The organism is Pseudomonas sp. GW821-FHT02A08, from assembly GCF_059422045.1.
In genome coordinates, this window is record NZ_JBWKWD010000006.1 from 155,222 (window position 1) to 177,857 (window position 22,636).

Genomic DNA, 22,636 nt, shown 5'->3' on the forward strand with positions numbered 1-22,636 from the left:
GGGGTATCAGCCTTCGATAACGGCGAGAATTTCGTTCTCGCTCATTACCAGCAGGTCTTCGCCGTCGACTTTCACAGTGTTGCTGCCGGAGTAAGGACCGAACACAACCTTGTCGCCCACTTTCACGGACAGTGCACGCACTTCACCGTTTTCCAGTACGCGGCCGGTGCCTACAGCGAGGATTTCGCCGCTGTTGGCTTTTTCAGCAGCCGAACCTGGCAGGACGATACCGCCAGCGGTTTTCTTTTCTTCTTCGCTGCGACGGATGACGACGCGGTCATGCAGAGGACGAAGCTTCATTGTCGATCTCTCCTAATTGTGGTTTTCATCGGCCGGTGTAGTCCCGGCGGGTTTAACAAAGTCCGGCGGTGCCGGGTGCGGTTCGTCAAGCGAACCGCGGAAGTCTGTCTGGCGTGTTCGCCAGAAACCTTGCGGTGACCGTTACATAAGGGCGCATAAGCTTATTACAAGGGCGGGGAGCGAAAAATTTTCAGTTCACTGCCCCGCAAACGAACACGGCACCCGAAGGTGCCGTGTCAACGTGTGAATTACTTGGTATCGCGGTGTTCGAACTCGCCTTCGATCACGTTGGGCTCACGGCCCAGCGGCTCGCGAGGCGCCGGGCCGCCACGGGCCTGGAGGTCATCGGCGAACGCTCGCTGACGCATCGCCTGCTCCTCGGCGCGCTGGCGCATTTTATTGGCCAGCAGGCGACGACTGAACGGCAGCAGCATGAACAGGCCGATCACATCGCTGATGAAACCCGGAAGAATCAGCAGGCCACCGGCCAATGCCAGCATCAGGCCTTCGAGCATGGTCTGGGCCGGCAGTTCGCCGCGGCTCAGGCTTTCACGGGCACGCAGGGCCGTGGCCAGGCCGGCGATGCGCAGCACGAACATGCCGAACATCGAGCCGAGAATGATCAGCAGCAGGGCCGGGAAAAACCCGATGGATCCTGCCACCTTGACGAATACGAACAGCTCCAACACCGGGAACAGCAGAAAGAGCAACAAAAAAGGGCGCATCAAATGGTTCCTCAACGCAAGAATGCCTTGCCAGTTCACCTTAGATGACGTCGCCGTTTCGTGAATTCAAGCATCGGCCACTTCATTTTTCGGCCAATGCTCGGCGTGAGCCAGAGAAACCAAGGCTTCGCGGACTTGTGTCGGCGTATTACAAGGCGCTTGAAACGGCAACCAGTACAGACTTTGACCGATACGCAGGTGCATGCCTTCGGTATCGATACCGACCATTTGCGCCGGCACGTTTTTCGGCAACCCGGCCAGATCGATGTAATGGGCGATGGCCTTGGCGTGATCGGCGTTCATGTGCTCGACCATGCTCACTTCGGCCTTGCCGGCGAACGGGTTGGCCAGGGTCAGGTCGTTGACCCAATGAATCGCGCCAAAACCGCCGATGTAACGGTGGCGTACAGGCTCGAGCACCCAAAAATCGAAATCGTGGGCCTTGTGATAACCCTGCGACTCCGGGAAATAGCGGTAGTAACGCTCGCAGGCGGCTTCGATGGCGGATTCGTCTTCGAGCTGCCGGGCCTCGGCCAGGTAAGTCAGTCGACCAACGGCCTGAACATCTTCGGCACCACGTTCGCCGACAAAGAGCGAGCATTTCGGATCTTTTTGCAGATTATGCGTGTGCTGGGCGATGCGACTGATCAGGATCAGCGGCCGGCCCTGCTCATCCAGGCAGTACGGAACCACGGAGCCGAACGGAAAACCGGGCATCGATTTTGAGTGCGTCGAGAGCACCCCACGGTATTCCTTGAGGAGCAATTCTCGTGCATGCTTAGCCGCTTCAACGCTCAATTTATGACTCCTTAAATAGAATCCGTCAGAAAAACGGACGAGCTGCTGGTGTAAGTTCCAGCATGCCATCGGGGCAGTTCTCATGTGCAGCCAAGCCAGGTCTGGCGCAGATCGAGAGGCTCTCTAAAGGAAACCACTCAGACCTGCTACCGGGGCATGCGAATGCAACTCACTGACAAAGTAATCATTATCACTGGCGGTTGCCAGGGTTTAGGCCGCTCCATGGCCGAGTATTTCGCAGGCAAGGGTGCGAAGCTCGCACTGGTGGACCTGAACCAGGAAAAACTCGACGACGCCGTCGCGGCCTGCAAGGCCCGGGGTGTCGAGGCCCGCGCCTACCTGTGCAACGTGGCCAACGAAGAGCAAGTCACCCACATGGTTGCCCAGGTCGCTGAAGACTTCGGCGCGATCCATGGCTTGATCAACAACGCCGGGATCCTGCGCGACGGCCTGTTGCTCAAGGTCAAGGATGGCGAAATGACCAAGATGAGCCTGGCCCAGTGGCAGGCCGTCATCGACGTCAACCTGACCGGCGTGTTCCTGTGCACCCGTGAAGTCGCGGCGAAAATGGTCGAACTGAACAACAGTGGCGCGATCATCAATATCTCGTCGATTTCCCGCGCCGGCAACGTCGGTCAGACCAACTACTCCGCCGCCAAGGCCGGTGTCGCCGCGGCGACCGTGACCTGGGCCAAGGAACTGGCACGCTACGGCATTCGTGTCGCCGGCATTGCACCGGGCTTCATCGAAACCGAAATGACCCTGGGCATGAAGCCTGAAGCGCTGGAGAAGATGACTGCCGGGATCCCGCTCAAGCGCATGGGCAAACCTGAGGAAATCGCCCATTCGGCGGCTTACATCTTCGAGAACGACTACTACACCGGCCGGATTCTGGAGATGGATGGCGGGTTGCGCCTCTAAACCCAACCCAAAACCCTTGTAGCAGCTGCCGAGGCACGAGGCTGCGTCGGGCTGCGCAGCGGCCCCGAAGGCGGTCCTGCGGACACGCAACGCAGCCTCGTGCCTCGGCAGCTGCTACAGGTCTTAATCGTCGCTGACGCTTATATTCGGCATCGCCGGCGTCAAAGCTTCCTGCAACACGATCCGCGCGCCAACGTGACGGGCCAGTTCCTGGTAAACCAGTGCAATCGGGCTGTCCGGTTCGGCGATCACTGTTGGCTTGCCGCCATCGGCCTGTTCGCGGATGGCCATCGCCAGCGGCAACGAGGCCAGCAGCTCGACGCCATATTGGTTGGCCAGCTTCACGCCCCCGCCCTCACCGAACAGATGCTCGGCATGTCCGCAGTTGGAGCAGATGTGCACGGCCATGTTTTCCACCACGCCCAGCACCGGAATGTTGACCTTGCGGAACATTTCCACGCCCTTGCGCGCGTCCAGCAATGCCAGGTCCTGCGGGGTGGTCACGATGACCGCACCGGCCACCGGCACTTTCTGCGCCAGGGTCAGCTGGATGTCACCGGTGCCTGGCGGCATGTCGATGACCAGGTAATCCAGATCGCCCCACGCGGTTTGGGTCACCAGTTGCAACAGGGCGCCGGAAACCATCGGCCCGCGCCAGACCATCGGCGTGTTGTCGTCGGTCAGGAAGGCCATGGACATCACTTCGACGCCATGGGACTTGAGCGGAACGAACCACTTCTGGTCCTTGACCTCGGGACGGGTGCGCTCGGGGATGCCGAACATGATGCCCTGGCTCGGGCCGTAGATGTCCGCATCGAGAATCCCGACCTTGGCGCCTTCACGGGCCAGGGCCAGGGCCAGGTTGGCCGCCGTGGTGGATTTGCCCACGCCGCCCTTGCCGGATGCCACGGCCACCACGTTTTTCACGTTCGCCAGGCCCGGAATCTGCGCCTGAGCCTTGTGCGCAGCGATCACACTGGTGATTTCGACCTTGGCGCTTGCCACGCCATCCAGTCCCTGAATGGCCATTTCCAGCATCTGCGCCCAGCCACTCTTGAACAGACCGGCGGCATAACCCAGTTCTAGCTGAACGCTGACGCGCTCGCCCTGGATCTCGATGTTGCGCACGCACCCGGCGCTGACCGGGTCCTGGTTCAGGTAAGGGTCGGTGTATTGGCGAAGGACGGCTTCCACCGCTGCGCGATTGACGGCGCTCATGGGCAACTCCGAAAACAGGACTGGAAAAGATGGTGGGTATCGTACCTGTTCTAAAGCCTGGGCGGCACGCTTTCAGAATGTCACAAATGTCCTGTGGCGAGACGCCCCGTAGCAGCTGGCGAAGCCTGCGTTCGGCTGCGTAGCAGTCGTAAAACCAGGCGCCACGGTGTTTCAGGTAATCCGGGTTGTCCGGGTTGGCGACTGCTGCGTAGCCGAACGCAGGCTTCGCCAGCTGCTACGGGGACCGTGGGTACGGGTCGCGGGGGTGAAAAATATGCGCCGGCGCTTTATAGTGGCCGACCTCCGTTTCATCAAGTAGCCGAGCCCCATGTCCGAGCCACGCAAGATCCTCGTCACCAGCGCCCTGCCCTATGCCAATGGTTCGATCCACCTTGGCCATATGCTGGAGTACATCCAGACCGATATGTGGGTGCGCTTCCAGAAGCACCGCGGCAACCAATGCATTTATGTCTGCGCCGACGACGCCCACGGATCGGCGATCATGCTGCGCGCGGAAAAGGAAGGCATCACCCCGGAACAACTGATCGCCAACGTCCAGGCTGAACACAGCGCCGACTTTGCCGACTTCCTGGTGGACTTCGATAACTTCCACTCCACTCACGCCGAAGAAAACCGTGAGCTGTCGAGTCAGATCTACCTGAAGCTGCGTGACGCCGGGCACATCGCCACGCGCTCGATCACCCAGTATTTCGACCCGGAAAAGAAAATGTTCCTGGCCGACCGCTTCATCAAGGGCACCTGCCCGAAATGCGGCACCGAAGACCAGTACGGCGACAACTGCGAAAAATGCGGCGCGACCTACGCACCGACCGACCTGAAGGATCCGAAGTCGGCAATCTCCGGCGCCACCCCGGTGCTCAAGGATTCCCAGCACTTCTTCTTCAAGCTGCCAGACTTCCAGCAAATGCTGCAGACCTGGACCCGCAGCGGCACCCTGCAGGATGCCGTGGCCAACAAGATCGCCGAATGGCTGGATGCCGGACTGCAACAGTGGGACATCTCCCGCGATGCGCCGTACTTCGGTTTTGAAATCCCCGACGAGCCGGGCAAATACTTCTACGTGTGGCTGGATGCGCCGATCGGCTACATGGCCAGCTTCAAGAACCTGTGCAACCGCACGCCGGAGCTGGACTTCGACGCGTTCTGGGGCAAGGACTCCACGGCCGAGCTGTACCACTTCATCGGCAAGGACATCGTCAACTTCCACGCCCTGTTCTGGCCAGCCATGCTCGAAGGCGCGGGCTACCGCAAGCCGACCGGGATCAACGTGCACGGCTACCTGACCGTCAACGGCCAGAAGATGTCCAAGTCCCGCGGCACCTTCATCAAGGCCCGGACCTACCTGGACCACCTGTCGCCGGAATACCTGCGCTATTACTACGCGGCCAAGCTGGGCCGTGGCGTCGACGATCTCGACCTGAACCTCGAAGACTTCGTGCAGAAGGTCAACTCCGACCTTGTGGGCAAGGTCGTCAACATCGCCAGCCGTTGCGCCGGCTTCATCAACAAGGGTAATGCCGGCGTGATGGTCGACACCAACGCCGCGCCTGAACTGACCGACGCCTTCCTGGCCGCCGCGCCAGGCATCGCCGACGCCTATGAAGCCCGCGACTTCGCCCGCGCCATGCGCGAGATCATGGGCCTGGCCGACCGCGCCAACGCCTGGATCGCCGACAAGGCACCGTGGTCGTTGAACAAACAGGAAGGCAAACAGGATGAAGTGCAGGCCATCTGCGCCACCGGTGTCAACCTGTTCCGCCAACTGGTGATCTTCCTCAAGCCGGTGCTGCCGCTGCTGGCCGCCGATGCCGAGGCGTTCCTCAACGTCGCGCCGCTGACCTGGAGCGACCACGCGACCTTGCTCGGCAATCACCAGTTGAACGAGTTCAAGCCGTTGATGACCCGCATCGACCCGGTCAAGGTACAAGCCATGACCGACGCCTCGAAAGAAGACCTGACCGCCAGCCAGACCGACACCGGCGCAGCCGCACCTGCCGGCAATGGCGAACTGGCCAGGGATCCGCTGTCGCCGGAAATCGAGTTCGACACCTTTGCCGCCGTCGACCTGCGTGTTGCCCTGATCGTCAAGGCCGAACACGTGGAAGGCGCCGACAAGCTGCTGCGCCTGACCCTGGACATCGGTGACGAGCAACGCAACGTGTTCTCCGGGATCAAGAGCGCTTACCCGGATCCGTCCAAGCTCGATGGCCGCCTGACCATGATGATCGCCAACCTCAAGCCACGGAAAATGAAGTTCGGCATCTCCGAAGGCATGGTGATGGCGGCCGGCCCTGGCGGTGAAGAGATCTACCTGCTCAGCCCTGACAGCGGCGCCAAGCCGGGCCAGCGCATCAAGTAAGGTCTGCGGCAAATCGATCCCGCAGTCGTGCCTGGCGCGGCTGCGGGATTTTCATGTCTGGCCCCCCCTCCCGCCTTGCCGGATAATGCCTACTCTTTTTAGATAACCACGCTAAAAAGCCCTGTTCCTGCCGGCACGAACAATGACCGAAATCCTGCTTACGCTTATCAGCGCCGCCCTGATCAACAACATCGTGTTGCACTGGCCGTTGGCCGTCGATCCGCTGCTGGCCGGCCAGCGCCGTCAGGTCCATGCCTTGGGTATTGCGACGACCTGCCTGATGCTGGTCGTGGGCATGCTCGGCTACACGCTCTATCAATGGCTGCTGGTGCCACTGCAATTGACACCGCTGCGTCTGTTTGTGTTTCTGCCATTGAGCGTGTTGCTGATCAGCCCGTTGCTGAAGTTGCTGGCACAGGTGTTTTCGACACTGCCGTTCGAAGGCCTCTGGCCGTTGCTGCTGGGCAATGCCGGCGTGCTCGGCGTGACCTTGCTGAACGCTCAGGAAGACAAGGGTTTCTTTCACGCCACGACCATGAGCCTCGGTGCAGGGCTGGGCTTCTGGCTGGTGTTGAGCCTGTTCACTGATTTGCGTGAACGCACGGCCGACAACGATGTTCCCCTGCCCTTGCGCGGCTTGCCGATCGACCTGATCGGTGCCGGTCTGATCGCAGTGGCCTTTCTCGGATTCAGCGGACTGATCAAAACATGAGTCTGATTCAAAACATCGACGCCCTCTTGCCGCAAACCCAATGCGGCAAGTGCGGCCACCCCGGGTGCAAGCCGTACGCCGAAGGCATCGCCAATGGCGAGCCGATCAACAAGTGTCCGCCCGGCGGCAACGAAACCATCGCGGCCCTGGCCGAACTGCTGAAGGTGCCGGTGCTGGAGCTGGATGTCAGCCGTGGCTCTGCCCCGGCGCAGATCGCCTACATCCGCGAGGCCGAGTGCATTGGTTGCACCAAGTGCATTCAGGCCTGCCCGGTCGATGCCATCGTCGGGGCGGCCAAACTGATGCACACGGTGATCATCGATGAGTGCACCGGTTGCGACCTCTGCGTAGCACCCTGCCCGGTGGACTGCATCGAAATGCGCCCGCTGCCGCTGGACACTGTATTGCCGGTGGTCGGGGGCCTGGCCCTCACACCGCAGGCGCGGCAGGCCCGTACCGTCAAGCGCGATCACGCACGACGACGCTTCGAACAACGCAATGCTCGCTTGCAGCGTGAGGAGCAACAGAAAATCGCCGAACGCCAGGCAAGGCAGCGAGCGGCGCAACCTGCCGAGACGACAGCCGACCCGGTGCAGGCCGCCCTCGAGCGCGTCCGCGCACAGAAAACCGCCAATGCCGATGCCGTGCTGAAAAAGGCCAAAATCGATGTGGCGATGAGTCGCGCGCAACTGCACAAATCGCTGAAAGCCTTCGGGCATCCGCCGACCTTCGAACAGCAATCGCAGTTGATCGCCCTGCAACAACAGTTCGAAGCCGCCGAACAAAACCTGGCGCAACTGGAAAGCGCCGCCCCACCCGCTCCCGCACCGACGGTCGCAGCCGTGTCGTCAAATGATGCCGATCTGAAACGGGCCAAGATTCAGTTGGCCATGCGCCGCGCCGAACTCAAGAAGGCTCAGGCCAACGAAGCACCGGCGGAACACATCGAAGCCCTGGAGCGCGCACTCGATGAAGCCGAACGCCTGGTGGACGCCCATGCCAGCCCTTGACGCAGTTGATGATCGCCTGCAACAGGCGATGAAACTGGTGTTGTTGGCCACGCTGCCGGGAATTCTGGCAGCGTTCTGGCTGTATGGCTGGGGCGTTTTGATCAATCTGGTTCTGGCGGCCACTGCCGCGTTGGCCGTCGAGGCCGTCGTCGTGCATTTGCGCAAGCGACCGCCGGGGCCAACCTTGAGTGACGGCAGCGCGCTGGTCAGTGCCACATTGCTGGCTCTGGCGCTGCCGCCTTACTGCCCATGGTGGCTGCCCCTCAGTGCTGCCGTTTTTGCGATGGTGTTCGGCAAGCACTTGTATGGCGGCGTCGCTTCGAATCCCTTCAACCCGGCGATGCTCGGTCTTGCCCTGGTGCTGGTGACCTTTCCCCAACCAATGACCCTTTGGCCATCCCCCCATGGCATGGATCTGCTGAGCGGTTTACGGCACGTGTTCGGTGTCGGCCAGGCGCCGGATGCATGGGTACAGGCCACGGCACTGGACAGTCTGCGGATCAACAAAAGCCTGACCATGGATGAACTGTTTGCCGACAACCCGGCATTCGGCCACTTTGGCGGCCGAGGGGTGGAATGGCTGAACCTGGCCTTTGTGGCGGGTGGAATGTTTCTCCTGCAACGAAGGGTGATCAGTTGGCATGCACCGGTCGGAATGCTGGCCAGCCTGTTCATCGTCAGCCTGCTGTGCTGGAACGGTTCGGGCTCCGACTCCCATGGCTCGCCGTTGTTTCATCTGCTGACTGGCGCGACCATGCTGGGGGCGTTCTTCATCATTACCGAACCGGTGTCCGGCGCCAGAAACCCACGCGCGAAATTGCTGTTCGGCGTCGGCGTGGGGCTTCTGACTTATCTGATTCGTACCTGGGGTGGCTACCCGGACGGCATCGCCTTCGCCGTGCTGTTGATGAACCTGTGCGTGCCGGCGCTGGAGCGGTTCGTGGCGGCCAGGCAACAGCCGGAGGCGCCATGAACCGGACATCAAGCATCGCGCTTGTGGTGCTGTTGGCCGCACTGGGCCTTGGCATGACCTACTTCGTGCAACTTGGCAGCGCGCCACGCATTGCAGCCCAACAGCGCCTGATCGACAGCCGTCATCTGCTGGACCTGATCGCGCCGGACAGCTACGACAATCAACCACTTGAACACCCGATAAAGATTGAAGCAGCCGCACTGACCAACAGCTCCTTGCTGGGTGGTTATCTGGCGACCCGGGCCGATCAACCCGTCGCGGTGTTGCTGCGCAGTCAAACCCTTGGCTACGCCGGCGCCATCGACCTGTTGATCGCTGTCGACGGCAATGGCAGGTTGCTGGGCGTCAAAACCCTCAAACAGTCGGAAACACAAGGGCTGGGCGCACGGATCGCCGACTGGCCCAATACCTGGCTCCAGGCCTTTTCCGGAAAATCTCGAACAGAACCCGGTGACAGCGGCTGGGCGCTGAAAAAGGATCAGGGGCAATTCGATCAGATCGCAGGCGCAACCATCACTTCAAGAGCGGTGATCAATGCCGTCCACGACGCCTTGCGCTACTTCGATGAACACCGGCAACAACTGCTCGGAATCCCTGCCCATGGATAACTCACCGACTCTGCGCAACGCCTTGATGCTAACGCCGCTGATCGGCGCCACCCACTCATTGACGGCCGCGGTTGGCCTGTGCCTGATGTTCATGGTGGTCACCCAGTTCTTCAGCCTGGCCATGGGCGCCTTGCGATCCCGACTGGTCCCGGCGACCCGCTTGCTGACCAGCATCCTGTTGGCGGCCACGCTCACCACTTGCGCGGAACTCATGGCACAAGCCTGGTCGCTACAATGGCAGCAGCATCTGGGGTTCTATGGCGCCTTGATCGCCTTGCAATGCGTCGTACTGGAACACACCGGGTTCTTTCAGAACGATTGGCGTCAACGCCTGCGACTCAACGGCCTGTTTGCCACGTTGATGATCGCGTTGGGCCTGCTGCGCGAACTCATCGGCAATGGAACACTTGGAAACCATCTATCGTGGCTTTTCGACGCAATACAAACTGACTGGCAAGGCTGGATACTGATGGCTGACGGTGGCCTGCGCCTGGCCACATTGGTCCCTGGCGGGTTCATCCTGCTCGGGCTGCTGATCGCCGCCTGGCAGGCCTGGCGCCCCACGCCCACACATTGATTGCCCTCGAGGAAACGCACTGCCCATGAATGCCGCAAAACGTCTGGAAATCTTCCGCAGACTGCATGAGGACAACCCGGAACCAAAGACCGAGCTGGCCTATTCCTCACCCTTCGAACTGCTGATTGCCGTGATTCTCTCGGCGCAATCGACCGATGTCGGCGTCAACAAGGCCACAGCCAGGCTGTTCCCGGTCGCCAATACCCCGGCAGCGATCCATGCACTGGGTGTAGAGGGGCTGTCGGAGTACATCAAGACCATCGGCCTATACAACAGCAAAGCGAAAAACGTGATCGAAACCTGCCGCTTGCTGGTCGAGCGTCACGCCGGCGAAGTCCCACAAACCCGCGAAGAGCTGGAAGCGCTGCCCGGCGTCGGCCGCAAGACCGCCAATGTGGTACTCAATACGGCATTCCGTCAGCTGACCATGGCCGTCGACACGCATATTTTCAGGGTCAGCAACCGGACGGGCATTGCCCCCGGCAAGAATGTGGTGGAAGTCGAGAAAAAACTGATGAAATTCGTGCCCAAGGAGTACCTGCTCGACTCCCATCACTGGCTGATCCTTCACGGCCGCTATGTTTGCCTGGCCCGCAAGCCCCGATGCGGGAGCTGCCGGATCGAGGACTTGTGCGAATACAAGCACAAAACCTCCGACGATTGAGCCGCTATTAGGTTTATTGATTTGTCGATTGAAAAAATCTTTTTTACCCGCCGGGAGATTGTCGATATAAGGAGCGCCAAAGGCCTTCTTAGCCTGGAGCAACTAAATGAGTACTGGCAAAGAGCAATTGGACGTAGAAGACGATTTCACCACCGCCGAAACCGATGACGCTGAGCCGGTGGTTGAAGTAGCGAAAACTAATCTGAGCAAACGCCGCACCATCGACAACCTGCTGGAGGAGCGCCGACTGCAAAAGCAATTGGCCGATTACGATTTTGACTTATGACACCTGAAAGCCTCCCGAAACGGAGGCTTTTTTTCTAAGTGCCATCCCCCACCAAGCGCCCCTTGTCGCGCTGTTACGCCATCACACCAGACCATTTCGTTGTGCCAGCTCGATCAGATCGACCAGAGACCGCGCATTCAGCTTGAGCAACAGGCGGGTCTTGTAAGTACTGACTGTTTTATTGCTGAGAAACATTCCATCGGCAATCTCTTTATTAGTCTTTCCTCGAGCCAACTGTTGCAGGACCATCATTTCCCGTCCCGACAATCGATCAACCATATCGGCCTCACTGGCGTTCCCCAAACTGCAACGCACGGTATGCAAGGCTTGATTAGGAAAGTAACTGTAGCCTGACAACACGGCCTTTATTGCGCTGAGCAACTCCGTGAGGTCTTGTTGTTTGCAGACATAACCGGCTGCACCGGATTGCATGCAACGCATCGAAAAATGTCCCGGCGCCTGGGAAGTCAAAATCAGCACTTTCATTGGCATTGAGGTCGAAGACAAGCGCGCGATGACTTCCAACCCGTCCAGCTTCGGAATCCCGATATCCAGAATGACAATGTCCGGCATAAGTTCACGGGCTAGTTGCAGTGCATCCACACCATTATCGGTTTCCGCAATAACTTCGTAGCCATGACGTTCCATTAGCATACGTACCGCAAGACGAATGACGGGGTGATCATCCACGATCAGCACTTTATTCATGGGCAAGTCCAATTTTCGCTGTTCGAATTTTTAGAGCCCGCACAATAGCCTAGTCGTTTCACCCATGGCATGTCGCCCCTCCCGGCCACCCACACCAAGAGACATACCCTACAAACAACACGGATTTCTCCTACAAAAATCCCTCGAACAGAATGAATTAAAAACTGTATCAGCGTCAGTGTGCCGCACTTTCCAGCAGCCCCCCTGTCGATTTACGACCAAAATTTTCCGAGTACCAGTTTGATCGGTCGCGCCCGACAAGCACTAGCCGCTATCTCCCCGTTAAACGTAACTGATATTTACGCACTCAACATTCACACCAGAAATATCACACACCAGGCATCCAATTACTCTTACAGCAAATTATATTTTTTGAGCAATCATTAAAGCACACCCCACACTCAAGAATTCGAAGAGCAATACAGTAAACAAATAAAAACCTGTCAAAAACCAACAGACAATAAAAATCACTACAATAACCACCACATCAGACCAACCCCATAAACCCCTTGAGAACAGACAACCCGGCATGAGTACAGAACATGATAAAAAAACGAATCACCAACCCAATGACAATTATCGCGATATTCGCAGCGCTTTCTGAAACTTCGGCAGCCGTCTCTCTACCCTTCCTTGATCAGGAGGAAAAAGAACTCTACGTCTGGTTCCTGATCAGTTTTCCGTTCTATCTGCTTTTACTTTTTTTCGCGACACTCAACTTCAACTATAAATCACTTTATGCACCCTCAGATTTTGAAAAGGGAAAGCACTTCATGAAGGTCATGGATGATGTTGGGCGGGCGGAAAAAAAAGCGTGCGCCAAGCCGACTGAAAACCCCGCTCTGGAAACGTCAGCGAATGACTGGCAGCCCGCTCGCACGCCTTGTGGCGCACAGGCCCCGCCAACCGGGATCGGTCTGCAAACCACTGTCTCCGCTCAGCATCACCTTCAGTTACCGGAACCGGTAAAAGACCTGTACATCGTTGATGTACGCTGGATGAGCAAAGAGGTCGAGTTTGGAGCGCTGCTGGAGAAAATCCAGAGGCCACGGGAAAAGACGGCGTACGTGATTCTGTTCGTCACTTGTGCCGTTTCGGAGAAATTACTGAAAGCCAGTGCGCTTGTACATTCAAAGCAGGTCAGCAAGCACAGTGCCGCCTTTTATGTGACCTACAATCCGGACTCGCACAGGTTGTCGGTCATTGATCAGGCCGGGCTTCCGGCAAACAACAACCCATAGAACAGGCCATTGGAAGGATAAAAACAGGAAGTCATCAGCGCAAACGAAAACACCCGACCACGCAGTAACTGATGTCACACCCCGTTTTCAGGTACCTGACCCCGTCGAGGACGAGGTCAGGTATCCATCACGATTTCAAAGGTCTCAGAACAGCTTCCGGCCTTTGTTCGCCGCAATGCGCATGCGCAGGGCGTTGAGCTTGATGAAGCCCGCTGCATCCGCCTGGTTGTACGCGCCGCCATCTTCTTCGAAGGTAGCGATGTTGGCGTCGAACAGCGAGTCGTCGGACTTGCGGCCAGTGACGATCACATTGCCCTTGTACAGCTTCAGGCGCACAACGCCGTTCACGTTGACCTGGGACGCATCGATCATCTGTTGCAGCATCAGACGCTCAGGGCTCCACCAGTAGCCGGTGTAGATCAGGCTGGCGTACTTGGGCATCAGCTCGTCCTTGAGGTGAGCCACTTCGCGGTCCAGGGTGATCGATTCGATCGCACGGTGGGCGCGTAGCATGATGGTGCCACCAGGGGTTTCGTAGCAGCCACGGGACTTCATGCCCACGTAACGGTTCTCGACGATGTCGAGACGGCCGATACCGTGCTCGCCACCGATACGGTTCAAGGTCGCCAGTACGGTGGCCGGAGTCATTTCGACGCCGTCCAGCGCGACGATGTCGCCGTTGCGGTAGGTCAGTTCCAGGTACTGCGGCTTGTCTGGAGCGTTTTCCGGGGATACGGTCCAGCGCCACATGTCTTCTTCGTGCTCGGTCCAGGTGTCTTCCAGCACGCCGCCTTCATAGGAGATGTGCAGCAGGTTGGCATCCATGGAGTACGGGGACTTCTTCTTGCCGTGGCGCTCGATCGGGATTGCGTGCTTATCGGCGTAGTCCATCAGCTTTTCACGGGACAGCAGGTCCCACTCGCGCCACGGAGCGATCACTTTCACACCTGGCTTCAAGGCGTACGCACCGAGTTCGAAACGAACCTGGTCGTTACCCTTGCCGGTGGCGCCATGGGAAATGGCGTCAGCGCCGGTTTCGTTGGCGATTTCGATCAGGCGCTTGGCGATCAGCGGACGAGCGATGGAAGTACCCAGCAGGTACTCGCCTTCGTAAACGGTGTTGGCGCGGAACATCGGGAAAACGAAATCGCGCACGAACTCTTCGCGCAAGTCGTCGATGTAGATCTCTTTGACGCCCATGGCCTGAGCCTTGGCGCGTGCAGGTTCGACCTCTTCGCCCTGACCCAGGTCAGCGGTGAAGGTCACCACTTCACAGTTATAAGTATCCTGCAGCCACTTGAGGATCACCGAAGTGTCCAGGCCGCCGGAATACGCCAGAACGACCTTGTTTACGTCCGCCATGCCATCACTCCACGGGGTTCTACGGAAAGCCGGGAAGTCTACCGCTCATGCAGAATAATTTACAGTGGCGCGACAGCTTATGACGACGAAGCGACAGATTATGTCGAGGTAGCGACGATGACCAAATAGTCAGGAAGTTGCCGAAACGGCCGCCTTTGTCGCTTGCGGGGCGACTTGTTCCGCGGGTGCTCCGCGCTCCAGGCGTACCGCCACTCGACGGTTCTTCGCGCGGTTGGTGTTGTTGGTGTTAGGCGCCACCGGATAACGCTCGCCATGGAAACGCAGGGTGATTTGCGACTCCTGGATGCCATTGGCCTTGAAGAACTCCATCACTGCCAAGGCTCGGCGCCGCGACAGGTCGCGGTTGGTCAGGCGGTTGCCGCTGTTGTCGGAGTGACCGTCGAGTTCGATGTGATTGACCGTCGGATCGGCCTTCATGTACTCCAGCATCACCTGCAGTTTGGCTTTTGCGGCGCTGTCGAGTTCGATTCCGCCGCCGGGGAAACCGATTTCGGATTGCTTCACCTGTTCGAAATTCTGTGGCAACAGTTTCGCTACACACCCCTGATAGTCGGCAAACGCTTTGGCGAACCTGACCGGCAACAAGCGTACTTCCGACACCCGCCCATCCCCCGAGGAATGTCGAACGACCGGGCCGCGACCGTCCATCAGGCCACTGATCAGACGCCCGGCCTGAACCTGCGAGCTATTGAACAATACGTTGCCACTGCCGATTCTCACCGTGCCCAGGTTGATATCGTCACGGCCCGGTTGCCACGGCGCCGCAGCGGCCAGCAGCGTCGCCGAGCCACCGCCCATCATCGGGTTGTAGGCTTTCAGACGAAACGTCGCCTGCTCGCCGGCACGACGCACGAACTCGCCCGAACCGAAATCGGTGATCGGCTGAGTCAGGCGGCATTCGAACTTGTCGCCTTCTACCGTCCACTCAATGTTCTCCAGACGGGTCTGGAAAGTGAGCGCCATCGCCGGAAGGCTGGCAAACACACTGAGCAAGGCTAAATAACGCTGGCGCACGGGAGGCTCCACTGGCTTCTACAACAAAAAGACCGACACACACATGTTTACTGCATACCTGTTGGATATCGGGAGCTTCCTGCAAAACTTGATAGCGAGTGCCTGCAAGAGTCTTTTCCGGTAGCATTCCCTTGAGTTTGACCCGCCTGGAATCCCCTCATGTCCGACCGCCTGACCCTGCTGCGTCCCGACGACTGGCATATTCATCTTCGCGATGGTGCCGTGTTGACCAATACCGTCGCGGATGTCGCGCGCACCTTTGGTCGCGCCATCATCATGCCCAACCTGGTTCCTCCGGTGCGCACCGCGGCCGAAGCCGACGGCTATCGCCAGCGGATTCTCGCTGCCCGCCCGGCCGGCAGCCTGTTCGAGCCACTGATGGTCCTGTACCTGACCGACCGCACCCAGCCTGAAGAAATTCGCGAGGCCAAGGCCAGCGGATTCATTCACGCCGCCAAGCTGTACCCGGCCGGCGCGACCACCAACTCGGATTCTGGCGTCACCAGCATCGACAAGATCTTCCCTGCACTCGAGGCCATGGCCGAAGTCGGGATGCCGTTGTTGATCCACGGTGAAGTCACCCGAGGCGATGTCGACGTGTTCGACCGCGAAAAAATCTTCATCGACGAGCACATGCGTCGTGTGGTCGAGCGTTTCCCGACCCTCAAAGTGGTCTTCGAACACATCACCACCGCGGACGCCGTGCAGTTCGTCAACTCGGCTTCGGCCAACGTGGGCGCGACCATCACCGCGCACCACCTGCTGTACAACCGCAACCACATGCTGGTGGGCGGGATTCGGCCGCACTTCTATTGCCTGCCGATCCTCAAGCGCAATACCCACCAGGAAGCCCTGCTCGACGCCGCCACCAGCGGCAGCGAGAAGTTCTTCCTTGGTACCGACTCGGCTCCCCATGCCCAGCACGCCAAGGAAGCGGCCTGCGGTTGCGCCGGTTGCTACACCGCCTATGCGGCCATCGAGATGTACGCCGAAGCCTTCGAACAGCGTAATGCGCTGGACAAGCTCGAAGCCTTCGCCAGCGTCAACGGCCCGCGGTTCTATGGTCTGCCGGCCAACACCGATCGCATCACCCTGGTCCGAGAAGAATGGACCGCCCCGACCAGCCTGCCATTTGGCGAGCTGACCGTTATCCCGCTGCGCGCCGGTGAAAAACTGCGCTGGCGCCTGCTGGAGGAACACGCGTGAGTGAAGACCATTTCGACGACGAACTGGAAGGCAATGGCGGCGGAGGCGGCCCGCGTCATCCAATGGCGGCCAGGTTCCGTGGTTACCTGCCGGTTGTCGTCGACGTAGAGACCGGTGGCTTCAACTCGGCCACCGACGCTCTGCTGGAGATCGCCGCGACCACCATCGCCATGGATGAAAAGGGTTTTGTTTACCCGGATCACACCTACTTCTTCCGTGTCGAGCCGTTCGAAGGCGCGAACATCGAAGCGGCGGCCCTTGAGTTCACGGGGATCAAGCTCGATCACCCACTGCGCATGGCCGTGAGCGAAGAGTCTGCCCTGAACGATATCTTCCGCGGCGTACGCAAGGCCCTCAAGGCCAATGGCTGCAAACGGGCGATCCTGGTCGGGCATAACAGCAGCTTCGACCTGGGCTTCCTCAATGCGGCGGTTGCGCGGCTGGACATGAAGCGCAATCCGTTCCATCCGTTCTCCAGTTTCGATACCGCGACGCTCGCCGGCCTCGCTTACGGTCAGACCGTACTGGCCAAGGCTTGCCAGGCAGCGGACATCGACTTCGACGGTCGCGAGGCTCACTCGGCTCGCTATGACACCGAGAAGACGGCAGAGCTGTTCTGCGGCATCGTCAATCGCTGGAAACAAATGGGTGGCTGGGAAGACTTCAACGATTGATGGCACTCACGAATCAATGTGGGAGCGAGCTTGCTCGCGATGGTCGTTAACGATAACGCGGGCGTTCTGGTTCCCCGCGGTGTTCTTGAGTCCATCGCGAGCAAGCTCGCTCCTACAGGGATTTCAGTCGCAGATTTATTCCCGCCCATAAAAAAACCGGCCTCGATGGCCGGTTTTTTTGTACCTGCTTTTTATAGCTGGAGCGTGCGCCTTACAGAGCGGCAGCGTGCTCGGTCAGGTAAGCCGCAACGCCTTCTGGCGAAGCGTTCATGCCTTTGTCGCCTTTTTTCCAGTTGGCAGGGCAGACTTCGCCGTGCTCTTCGTGGAATTGCAGAGCGTCGACCAGACGCAGCAGCTCTTCCATGTTACGGCCCAGCGGCAGGTCGTTGATGATCTGCGAACGGACAACGCCTTTGTCGTCGATCAGGAACGCGCCACGGAACGCAACGCCGTCAGCGGACTGAACGTCGTAGGCCTTCATGATGTCCTGCTTGATGTCGGCAGCCATGGTGTAGCGAACTTCGCCGATGCCGCCGTTGTTGACCGGGGTGTTGCGCCAGGCGTTGTGGGTGAAGTGCGAGTCGATCGACACAGCGACCACTTCAACGTTACGTGCCTTGAACTCGGACATGCGGTTGTCCAGAGCGATCAGCTCGGACGGGCAAACGAAGGTGAAGTCCAGCGGGTAGAAGAACACCAGGCCGTATTTGCCTTTGATCGCCGAAGACAGGGTGAAGCTGTCAACGATCTCGCCATTGCCGAGTACGGCCGGTACGGTGAAGTCAGGGGCTTGTTTGCCTACGAGTACGCTCATTGGATATCTCCTGGTGTAATAGCGTGAGAAACAGGGTTCGCATCAGCCTGCCACCCTGAGGCGACAGCCCTGTGACACGAACCCCGGTCGCAAAAGACCGGCCATCATACACCGCGTGTTTGAGCTGGCTTAGCTGTTTTTTCCCGGTACGATGAAATCCCCGACGGTTTTGTATCACCGGTTTGCCATATAGACCGTTCGTCAGCCATCCCCGCTTATGACGAAAAGTACTCTGAAACCACTTTGACAATCATTCTCGTTAACATTAAGATCCATCGCAATTGAGTCACAATCAGCGACGGTCTTCCTTATGTATGTTTGCCTCTGCACTGGCGTCACCGACGGTCAAATCCGCGATGCGATCTATGAAGGATGCTGCAGCTACAAGGAAGTCCGTGTGGCTACCGGCGTCGCCAGTCAATGCGGCAAATGTGCCTGCCTCGCCAAGGAAGTGGTCCGTGAGACCCTGACCAAACTGCAAACGGCCCAGGCTGCAATTCCTTTTCCAGCAGAATTTACAGCCGCTTGAATATCGAATTCCAAAGAACCGGACATATGTCCGGTTTTTTTATGTCTCAAAATCAACTAGTTATGCTCTAGACGCGGAACACAAACATTCTTATTCCGATTAATTTTCACTTAAGTTTCAATAACTTAGGTTTGACACTAGTTAATACGCGGCTCAAACTCTGTTGTATTGACAGCTAATACAGGGCAGGACCCCATCATGAAAGGCGACGTTACAGTCATCCAGCATCTCAACAAGATCCTTGCCAATGAGCTGGTCGCGATCAATCAATATTTCCTGCATGCACGCATGTACGAAGATTGGGGCCTGAACAAGCTAGGCAAGCACGAGTACCACGAATCCATCGACGAGATGAAGCACGCGGACAAGCTGATCAAGCGCATCCTGTTCCTTGAAGGCCTGCCGAACGTCCAGGACCTGGGCAAGCTGCACATCGGCGAGCACACCAAGGAAATGCTGGAGTGCGATCTGCGTATCGAGAAAACCGGCCATGCCGATTTGAAAGTAGCCATCGCACATTGCGAAACAGTTGGCGATTTCGGTAGCCGTGAACTGCTTGAAGATATCCTCGAGTCCGAAGAAGAACATATCGACTGGCTGGAAACCCAATTGGGCCTGATCGATAAAGTGGGTCTTGAGAACTACCTGCAATCGCAGATGGGCGAAGACGAGTAAGTTCTACGCCATTAATCTCGATGCAATAAAAAGCCCCGCCCTCTTACGAGTGGCGGGGCTTTTTGTTACCCGGAATTCAGGTTTACCCTGAAATCCTGATGTGGGAGCGGGCTTGCTCGCGAAGCAGGCGACACGATTTATCTGAAAACCGCGTTATCGTTCTTCGCGAGCAAGCCCGCTCCCACACACGGCGAATCAGGCTTCGGTCTTTGGAGCAGCAGCCTTGGCGGCGGCGTCCTTGATCAGGCTCTGCAGCGAACCGTCAGCAGCCATTTCAGTCATGATGTCGCTACCGCCGACCAGCTCACCGGCAACCCACAGTTGCGGGAAGGTTGGCCAGTTGGCGTATTTTGGCAGGTTGGCGCGGATTTCCGGGTTCTGCAGGATGTCCACGTACGCAAACTTTTCGCCACACGCCATCACGGCCTGCGCGGCTTTCGCGGAGAAGCCGCACTGCGGGGCATTCGGCGAGCCTTTCATGTAAAGCAGAATGGTGTTGTTGGCAATCTGCTCTTTAATCGTTTCGATGATATCCATGGAGCACCTCGGCTGAACTTTCCGACTCATGGGTCGGCACGGTGGCGCATTGTAACGGAAAGCCGAGCGCCCTGCTCGGTCTCTCCGTCAGACTGATTCAAGCCGCCGCCACGGTCACCGGCACACCATTGAGTGCAGCATTTCCCGACAACTCGTCAAGCTGGCAGTCGTCGGTCAGGTCGTTGGCGCTTGAACCCGGCTGGCTGCTGGCAATCGTCATTTGCACGCCCGGCCGCGCGTGACCCCAGCCGTGCGGCAGGCTGACCACGCCTTTCATCATGTCCAGGCTGCCAAGCACTTCGACTTCAATCACCCCCACCCGCGAACTGACCCGGACGCGCTGCCCATCGCTGAGCCCGCGGCTGGCCAGATCGTCCGGATGCATCAGCAACTGGTGACGCGGCTTGCCTTTCACCAACCGATGATAGTTATGCATCCATGAGTTATTGCTGCGCACATGCCGTCGGCCAATCATCAACAACTCGTCGGCGGCCGGCGCCTGCAAGGCTGCGAAGCGCGCCAGGTCAGCGAGAATCGCGGCCGGCGCGGCCTGGATGCGTTGATTGGCAGTCTTCAGGCGGGGCGTCAGGTTAGGCTTGAGCGCGCCCAGATCGACGCCATGGGGATAATCGAACAAAGTCGCCAGCGACAGCTTGTGCTCTGAATTGTCGCCGTACATCCCCATGCGCAGGCCGCGATCGATCATTTGCGCAGGGGCGATGGTGGGCTTCAGTTCTTTACCGGTCCTGGCGGCAAATGCCTTGGCCAGGCCGACGAAGATCTCCCAGTCGTGCAATGCACCTTTGGGTTTGGCGAGGATGGCGCGGTTGAAGCGGCTGACGTTGCGCACCGCAAACAGATTGAAGGTGGTGTCGTAATGGTCGTTTTCCAGCGCCGATGTAGACGGCAGGATCAGGTCGGCGTAACGCGTGGTTTCATTGATGTACAGGTCGATGCTGACCATGAACTCCAACCCGTCCAGCGCCTGTTCGAGTTGTCGGCCATTGGGTGTGGACAGCACCGGATTGCCCGCCACGGTGATCAGCGCCCGGACTTGACCTTCCCCTTCGGTGAGCATCTCCTCGGCCAGCGCCGAGACAGGTAGTTCTCCTGCGTACTCCGGGCGCCCGGAAACCCGGCTCTGCCACAGATTGAAATGCCCGCCCGAAGTCGTCGCCACCAGGTCCACTGCTGGCTCGGTGCACAAGGCACCACCCACGCGATCGAGATTGCCGGTGACCAGATTGATCAACTGCACCACCCAGTGGCACAGCGTACCGAAGACCTGGGTCGAAACGCCCATGCGGCCATAACAGACCGCACTCGGTGCCGCGGCGAAGTCCCGCGCCAACTGGCGGATCTGTTCGGCCGGCACGGCGCACAACGGACTCATGGCCTCGGCAGTGAACGGCGCAACGGCCTTGTGTACATCCTCCAGGCCGTCCACCGGCAGATGGCTGTCACGTGTCAGACCTTCAGCGAACAGGGTATTGAGCATGCCGAACAACAGCGCGGCATCACCGCCCGGGCGCACGAACAGATGTTGGTCGGCAATCGCCGCCGTCTCACTACGACGCGGATCGACCACCACCACCTTGCCACCCCGGGCCTGTATCGCCTTCAAACGTTTTTCCACATCCGGCACGGTCATGATGCTGCCGTTCGACGCCAGCGGGTTGCCGCCCAGGATCAACATGAAATCGGTGTGATCGATGTCCGGAATTGGCAGCAACAGACCGTGGCCGTACATCAAATGACTGGTCAGGTGATGGGGCAATTGATCGACCGAGGTGGCGGAAAACCGATTGCGGGTTTTCAACAGGCCGAGGAAGTAATTGCTGTGGGTCATCAGCCCGTAATTGTGCACGCTCGGGTTGCCCTGATAGACCGCCACGGCGTTTTGCCCGTGATGCTCCTGAATGGCGGCGAGGCGTTCGGCGACCAGATTGAATGCCGCTTCCCACTCGATGGGCTGCCACTCATTGCCCACCCGCTGCATCGGCTGATGCAGGCGATCCGGATCGTTCTGAATGTCTTGCAGGGCCACGGCCTTGGGACAGATGTGCCCACGGCTGAACGTGTCCTCAGAGTCGCCCTTGATCGATGTGATCTGGACGCTACCGCCTTCGACCTCGGTGGTTTCGATGGTCAGGCCACAGATGGCTTCGCACAAATGGCACGCACGGTGATGGAGAGTCTTGGTCATGGCCAGTCTCTGTCTTGTTTTGGGCGGGCAGCGTTGGCCGCGGAAACAAAACTATGGCGCCAGAGCCGTCGCCATGCCAGCGACGTTCGTCTTGTGAATCGAGGGGTATCAGGCCAGCCGATGGCTGCCCGGGTTCAGTTCGAAGGCAGCCTGGGCGGGGCGCCTGCAACTGGATTTGCTGCAGGGCTTCAATCGGCCCGTGGGGGGCCATGCACACCGGTCAGTTCGCCGATCAGGCGCCAGTGTTCGTCGAGCCCGGCGCCGATGAATGACAGGTCAGAAACCGACTGTCAGCGCACCATTGCCGCCCCGCCTGATTGCCAAGTCCCGAGGGGCCGGTGTACAAATGAACCGCTGCTATCAGGAAACAGGCTTCAAAAGCGCTACCTCGGTGAACCCGTAGCACCTCTGAAACTCCCTAAAAACTGTAGCCCTATTGGTAAGACGCGACATTTAATTATAAGATCGCGCCTCCCC

At 58.8% G+C, this 22,636-nt stretch carries 24 protein-coding genes; 14 read left to right on the forward strand and 10 right to left on the reverse strand.

Translation table 11 applies throughout. The features are described from left to right. Positions 1-6: 6 nt before the first annotated feature. The 3 genes from AC07W4_RS06870 to AC07W4_RS06880 form a co-directional block, all read right to left on the reverse strand. Positions 7-300, reverse strand: a complete 294-nt coding sequence (locus AC07W4_RS06870) for a co-chaperone GroES (protein WP_007985847.1) — start codon at positions 298-300, stop codon at positions 7-9. 248 nt (positions 301-548) lie between these two features. Further along, entirely contained in the window at positions 549-1,025 is a 477-nt protein-coding gene (locus AC07W4_RS06875) for an FxsA family protein (RefSeq protein ID WP_495031932.1), read from the reverse strand. Positions 1,026-1,091: 66 nt separating this feature from the next. Further along, positions 1,092-1,823 carry a HugZ family pyridoxamine 5'-phosphate oxidase gene (locus tag AC07W4_RS06880; protein WP_495031933.1) on the reverse strand — a complete coding sequence of 244 codons (732 nt, stop codon included), beginning with the start codon at positions 1,821-1,823 and terminating at the stop codon, positions 1,092-1,094. A gap of 162 nt (positions 1,824-1,985) precedes the next feature. On the opposite strand from AC07W4_RS06880, the gene AC07W4_RS06885 reads away from it, so the two are divergent. Then, positions 1,986-2,744, forward strand: coding sequence for an SDR family oxidoreductase (locus tag AC07W4_RS06885; protein ID WP_495031934.1), 759 nt, complete (start codon positions 1,986-1,988; stop codon positions 2,742-2,744). 123 nt (positions 2,745-2,867) lie between these two features. Here the strand turns inward: AC07W4_RS06885 and apbC are convergent, their stop codons facing one another. Further along, positions 2,868-3,962, reverse strand: a complete 1,095-nt coding sequence (gene apbC, locus AC07W4_RS06890) for an iron-sulfur cluster carrier protein ApbC (protein ID WP_353742153.1) — start codon at positions 3,960-3,962, stop codon at positions 2,868-2,870. 328 nt (positions 3,963-4,290) lie between these two features. Between apbC and metG the strand changes: the two genes are divergently transcribed. The 8 genes from metG to AC07W4_RS06930 all read left to right on the forward strand — a co-directional run bounded on the left by metG (position 4,291) and on the right by AC07W4_RS06930 (position 11,172). After that, the gene (gene metG / locus AC07W4_RS06895; RefSeq protein WP_008053535.1) at positions 4,291-6,342 is read left to right on the forward strand and encodes a methionine--tRNA ligase; all 2,052 of its coding nucleotides are present in this window, start codon (positions 4,291-4,293) and stop codon (positions 6,340-6,342) included. Between the two features lie 142 nt (positions 6,343-6,484). Further along, the gene (locus AC07W4_RS06900) at positions 6,485-7,054 is read left to right on the forward strand and encodes an electron transport complex protein RnfA (RefSeq protein WP_495031935.1); all 570 of its coding nucleotides are present in this window, start codon (positions 6,485-6,487) and stop codon (positions 7,052-7,054) included. Then, complete coding sequence (gene rsxB / locus AC07W4_RS06905; protein WP_495031936.1) at positions 7,051-8,064, forward strand: electron transport complex subunit RsxB; 1,014 nt, start codon at positions 7,051-7,053, stop codon at positions 8,062-8,064. Before AC07W4_RS06900 ends, rsxB begins: the two co-directional genes overlap by 4 nt. Continuing rightward, positions 8,051-9,037, forward strand: a complete 987-nt coding sequence (locus AC07W4_RS06910; RefSeq protein WP_495031937.1) for an RnfABCDGE type electron transport complex subunit D — start codon at positions 8,051-8,053, stop codon at positions 9,035-9,037. The genes rsxB and AC07W4_RS06910 overlap by 14 nt, the downstream gene beginning before the upstream one ends. Continuing rightward, the gene (locus AC07W4_RS06915; RefSeq protein ID WP_495031938.1) at positions 9,034-9,645 is read left to right on the forward strand and encodes an RnfABCDGE type electron transport complex subunit G; all 612 of its coding nucleotides are present in this window, start codon (positions 9,034-9,036) and stop codon (positions 9,643-9,645) included. The genes AC07W4_RS06910 and AC07W4_RS06915 overlap by 4 nt, the downstream gene beginning before the upstream one ends. Then, the gene (locus AC07W4_RS06920) at positions 9,638-10,222 is read left to right on the forward strand and encodes an Rnf-Nqr domain containing protein (RefSeq protein ID WP_495031939.1); all 585 of its coding nucleotides are present in this window, start codon (positions 9,638-9,640) and stop codon (positions 10,220-10,222) included. Before AC07W4_RS06915 ends, AC07W4_RS06920 begins: the two co-directional genes overlap by 8 nt. Positions 10,223-10,247: 25 nt before the next feature. After that, the gene (gene nth, locus AC07W4_RS06925; protein WP_007985859.1) at positions 10,248-10,886 is read left to right on the forward strand and encodes an endonuclease III; all 639 of its coding nucleotides are present in this window, start codon (positions 10,248-10,250) and stop codon (positions 10,884-10,886) included. A gap of 106 nt (positions 10,887-10,992) precedes the next feature. After that, positions 10,993-11,172, forward strand: a complete 180-nt coding sequence (locus tag AC07W4_RS06930) for a PA3496 family putative envelope integrity protein (protein WP_007972325.1) — start codon at positions 10,993-10,995, stop codon at positions 11,170-11,172. 81 nt (positions 11,173-11,253) lie between these two features. On the opposite strand, the gene AC07W4_RS06935 is transcribed toward AC07W4_RS06930, so the two are convergent. Continuing rightward, positions 11,254-11,880 (reverse strand): response regulator transcription factor, encoded by a 627-nt coding sequence (locus AC07W4_RS06935; protein WP_008053528.1) that lies wholly within the window; start codon positions 11,878-11,880, stop codon positions 11,254-11,256. 542 nt (positions 11,881-12,422) lie between these two features. Between AC07W4_RS06935 and AC07W4_RS06940 the strand changes: the two genes are divergently transcribed. After that, positions 12,423-13,121 (forward strand): hypothetical protein, encoded by a 699-nt coding sequence (locus AC07W4_RS06940; RefSeq protein ID WP_495031940.1) that lies wholly within the window; start codon positions 12,423-12,425, stop codon positions 13,119-13,121. A 144-nt stretch (positions 13,122-13,265) separates the two neighbouring features. Here the strand turns inward: AC07W4_RS06940 and AC07W4_RS06945 are convergent, their stop codons facing one another. Both AC07W4_RS06945 and AC07W4_RS06950 read right to left on the reverse strand, forming a co-directional pair. After that, a complete protein-coding gene (locus tag AC07W4_RS06945; protein ID WP_007985864.1) occupies positions 13,266-14,483 on the reverse strand; it encodes an argininosuccinate synthase in 1,218 nt (405 codons plus the stop codon). A 129-nt stretch (positions 14,484-14,612) separates the two neighbouring features. Beyond that, on the reverse strand, positions 14,613-15,518 hold the full coding sequence (locus AC07W4_RS06950; RefSeq protein ID WP_495031941.1) for a flagellar protein MotY: 906 nt from the start codon (positions 15,516-15,518) through the stop codon (positions 14,613-14,615). A 159-nt stretch (positions 15,519-15,677) separates the two neighbouring features. On the opposite strand from AC07W4_RS06950, the gene pyrC reads away from it, so the two are divergent. Further along, the gene (pyrC, locus tag AC07W4_RS06955; RefSeq protein ID WP_495031942.1) at positions 15,678-16,724 is read left to right on the forward strand and encodes a dihydroorotase; all 1,047 of its coding nucleotides are present in this window, start codon (positions 15,678-15,680) and stop codon (positions 16,722-16,724) included. Next, the gene (gene rnt, locus AC07W4_RS06960; RefSeq protein ID WP_007997489.1) at positions 16,721-17,398 is read left to right on the forward strand and encodes a ribonuclease T; all 678 of its coding nucleotides are present in this window, start codon (positions 16,721-16,723) and stop codon (positions 17,396-17,398) included. Before pyrC ends, rnt begins: the two co-directional genes overlap by 4 nt. A 211-nt stretch (positions 17,399-17,609) precedes the next feature. On the opposite strand, the gene AC07W4_RS06965 is transcribed toward rnt, so the two are convergent. Further along, a complete protein-coding gene (locus tag AC07W4_RS06965; protein ID WP_008053522.1) occupies positions 17,610-18,212 on the reverse strand; it encodes a peroxiredoxin in 603 nt (200 codons plus the stop codon). Between the two features lie 310 nt (positions 18,213-18,522). Between AC07W4_RS06965 and AC07W4_RS06970 the strand changes: the two genes are divergently transcribed. Beyond that, positions 18,523-18,741, forward strand: coding sequence for a bacterioferritin-associated ferredoxin (locus AC07W4_RS06970; protein WP_008053520.1), 219 nt, complete (start codon positions 18,523-18,525; stop codon positions 18,739-18,741). Positions 18,742-18,939: 198 nt separating this feature from the next. Beyond that, positions 18,940-19,416, forward strand: coding sequence for a bacterioferritin (gene bfr / locus AC07W4_RS06975; RefSeq protein WP_008053519.1), 477 nt, complete (start codon positions 18,940-18,942; stop codon positions 19,414-19,416). Between the two features lie 195 nt (positions 19,417-19,611). Here the strand turns inward: bfr and grxD are convergent, their stop codons facing one another. Both grxD and AC07W4_RS06985 read right to left on the reverse strand, forming a co-directional pair. Continuing rightward, positions 19,612-19,953 (reverse strand): Grx4 family monothiol glutaredoxin, encoded by a 342-nt coding sequence (grxD, locus tag AC07W4_RS06980; protein ID WP_007971318.1) that lies wholly within the window; start codon positions 19,951-19,953, stop codon positions 19,612-19,614. A 97-nt stretch (positions 19,954-20,050) separates the two neighbouring features. After that, the gene (locus AC07W4_RS06985) at positions 20,051-22,159 is read right to left on the reverse strand and encodes a molybdopterin oxidoreductase family protein (protein WP_495031943.1); all 2,109 of its coding nucleotides are present in this window, start codon (positions 22,157-22,159) and stop codon (positions 20,051-20,053) included. Positions 22,160-22,636 lie beyond the last annotated feature (477 nt).

Coding starts and splice junctions, on each gene's coding strand:
- AC07W4_RS06870 (WP_007985847.1), bottom strand. CDS start 300: ATGAAGCTTCGTCCTCTGCATGACCGCGTCGTCATCCGTCGCAGCGAA.
- AC07W4_RS06875 (WP_495031932.1), bottom strand. CDS start 1,025: ATGCGCCCTTTTTTGTTGCTCTTTCTGCTGTTCCCGGTGTTGGAGCTG.
- AC07W4_RS06885 (WP_495031934.1), top strand. CDS start 1,986: ATGCAACTCACTGACAAAGTAATCATTATCACTGGCGGTTGCCAGGGT.
- apbC (WP_353742153.1), bottom strand. CDS start 3,962: ATGAGCGCCGTCAATCGCGCAGCGGTGGAAGCCGTCCTTCGCCAATAC.
- metG (WP_008053535.1), top strand. CDS start 4,291: ATGTCCGAGCCACGCAAGATCCTCGTCACCAGCGCCCTGCCCTATGCC.
- AC07W4_RS06900 (WP_495031935.1), top strand. CDS start 6,485: ATGACCGAAATCCTGCTTACGCTTATCAGCGCCGCCCTGATCAACAAC.
- rsxB (WP_495031936.1), top strand. CDS start 7,051: ATGAGTCTGATTCAAAACATCGACGCCCTCTTGCCGCAAACCCAATGC.
- AC07W4_RS06910 (WP_495031937.1), top strand. CDS start 8,051: ATGCCAGCCCTTGACGCAGTTGATGATCGCCTGCAACAGGCGATGAAA.
- AC07W4_RS06915 (WP_495031938.1), top strand. CDS start 9,034: ATGAACCGGACATCAAGCATCGCGCTTGTGGTGCTGTTGGCCGCACTG.
- AC07W4_RS06920 (WP_495031939.1), top strand. CDS start 9,638: ATGGATAACTCACCGACTCTGCGCAACGCCTTGATGCTAACGCCGCTG.
- nth (WP_007985859.1), top strand. CDS start 10,248: ATGAATGCCGCAAAACGTCTGGAAATCTTCCGCAGACTGCATGAGGAC.
- AC07W4_RS06930 (WP_007972325.1), top strand. CDS start 10,993: ATGAGTACTGGCAAAGAGCAATTGGACGTAGAAGACGATTTCACCACC.
- AC07W4_RS06935 (WP_008053528.1), bottom strand. CDS start 11,880: ATGAATAAAGTGCTGATCGTGGATGATCACCCCGTCATTCGTCTTGCG.
- AC07W4_RS06940 (WP_495031940.1), top strand. CDS start 12,423: ATGATAAAAAAACGAATCACCAACCCAATGACAATTATCGCGATATTC.
- AC07W4_RS06945 (WP_007985864.1), bottom strand. CDS start 14,483: ATGGCGGACGTAAACAAGGTCGTTCTGGCGTATTCCGGCGGCCTGGAC.
- pyrC (WP_495031942.1), top strand. CDS start 15,678: ATGTCCGACCGCCTGACCCTGCTGCGTCCCGACGACTGGCATATTCAT.
- AC07W4_RS06965 (WP_008053522.1), bottom strand. CDS start 18,212: ATGAGCGTACTCGTAGGCAAACAAGCCCCTGACTTCACCGTACCGGCC.
- AC07W4_RS06970 (WP_008053520.1), top strand. CDS start 18,523: ATGTATGTTTGCCTCTGCACTGGCGTCACCGACGGTCAAATCCGCGAT.
- bfr (WP_008053519.1), top strand. CDS start 18,940: ATGAAAGGCGACGTTACAGTCATCCAGCATCTCAACAAGATCCTTGCC.
- grxD (WP_007971318.1), bottom strand. CDS start 19,953: ATGGATATCATCGAAACGATTAAAGAGCAGATTGCCAACAACACCATT.
- AC07W4_RS06985 (WP_495031943.1), bottom strand. CDS start 22,159: ATGACCAAGACTCTCCATCACCGTGCGTGCCATTTGTGCGAAGCCATC.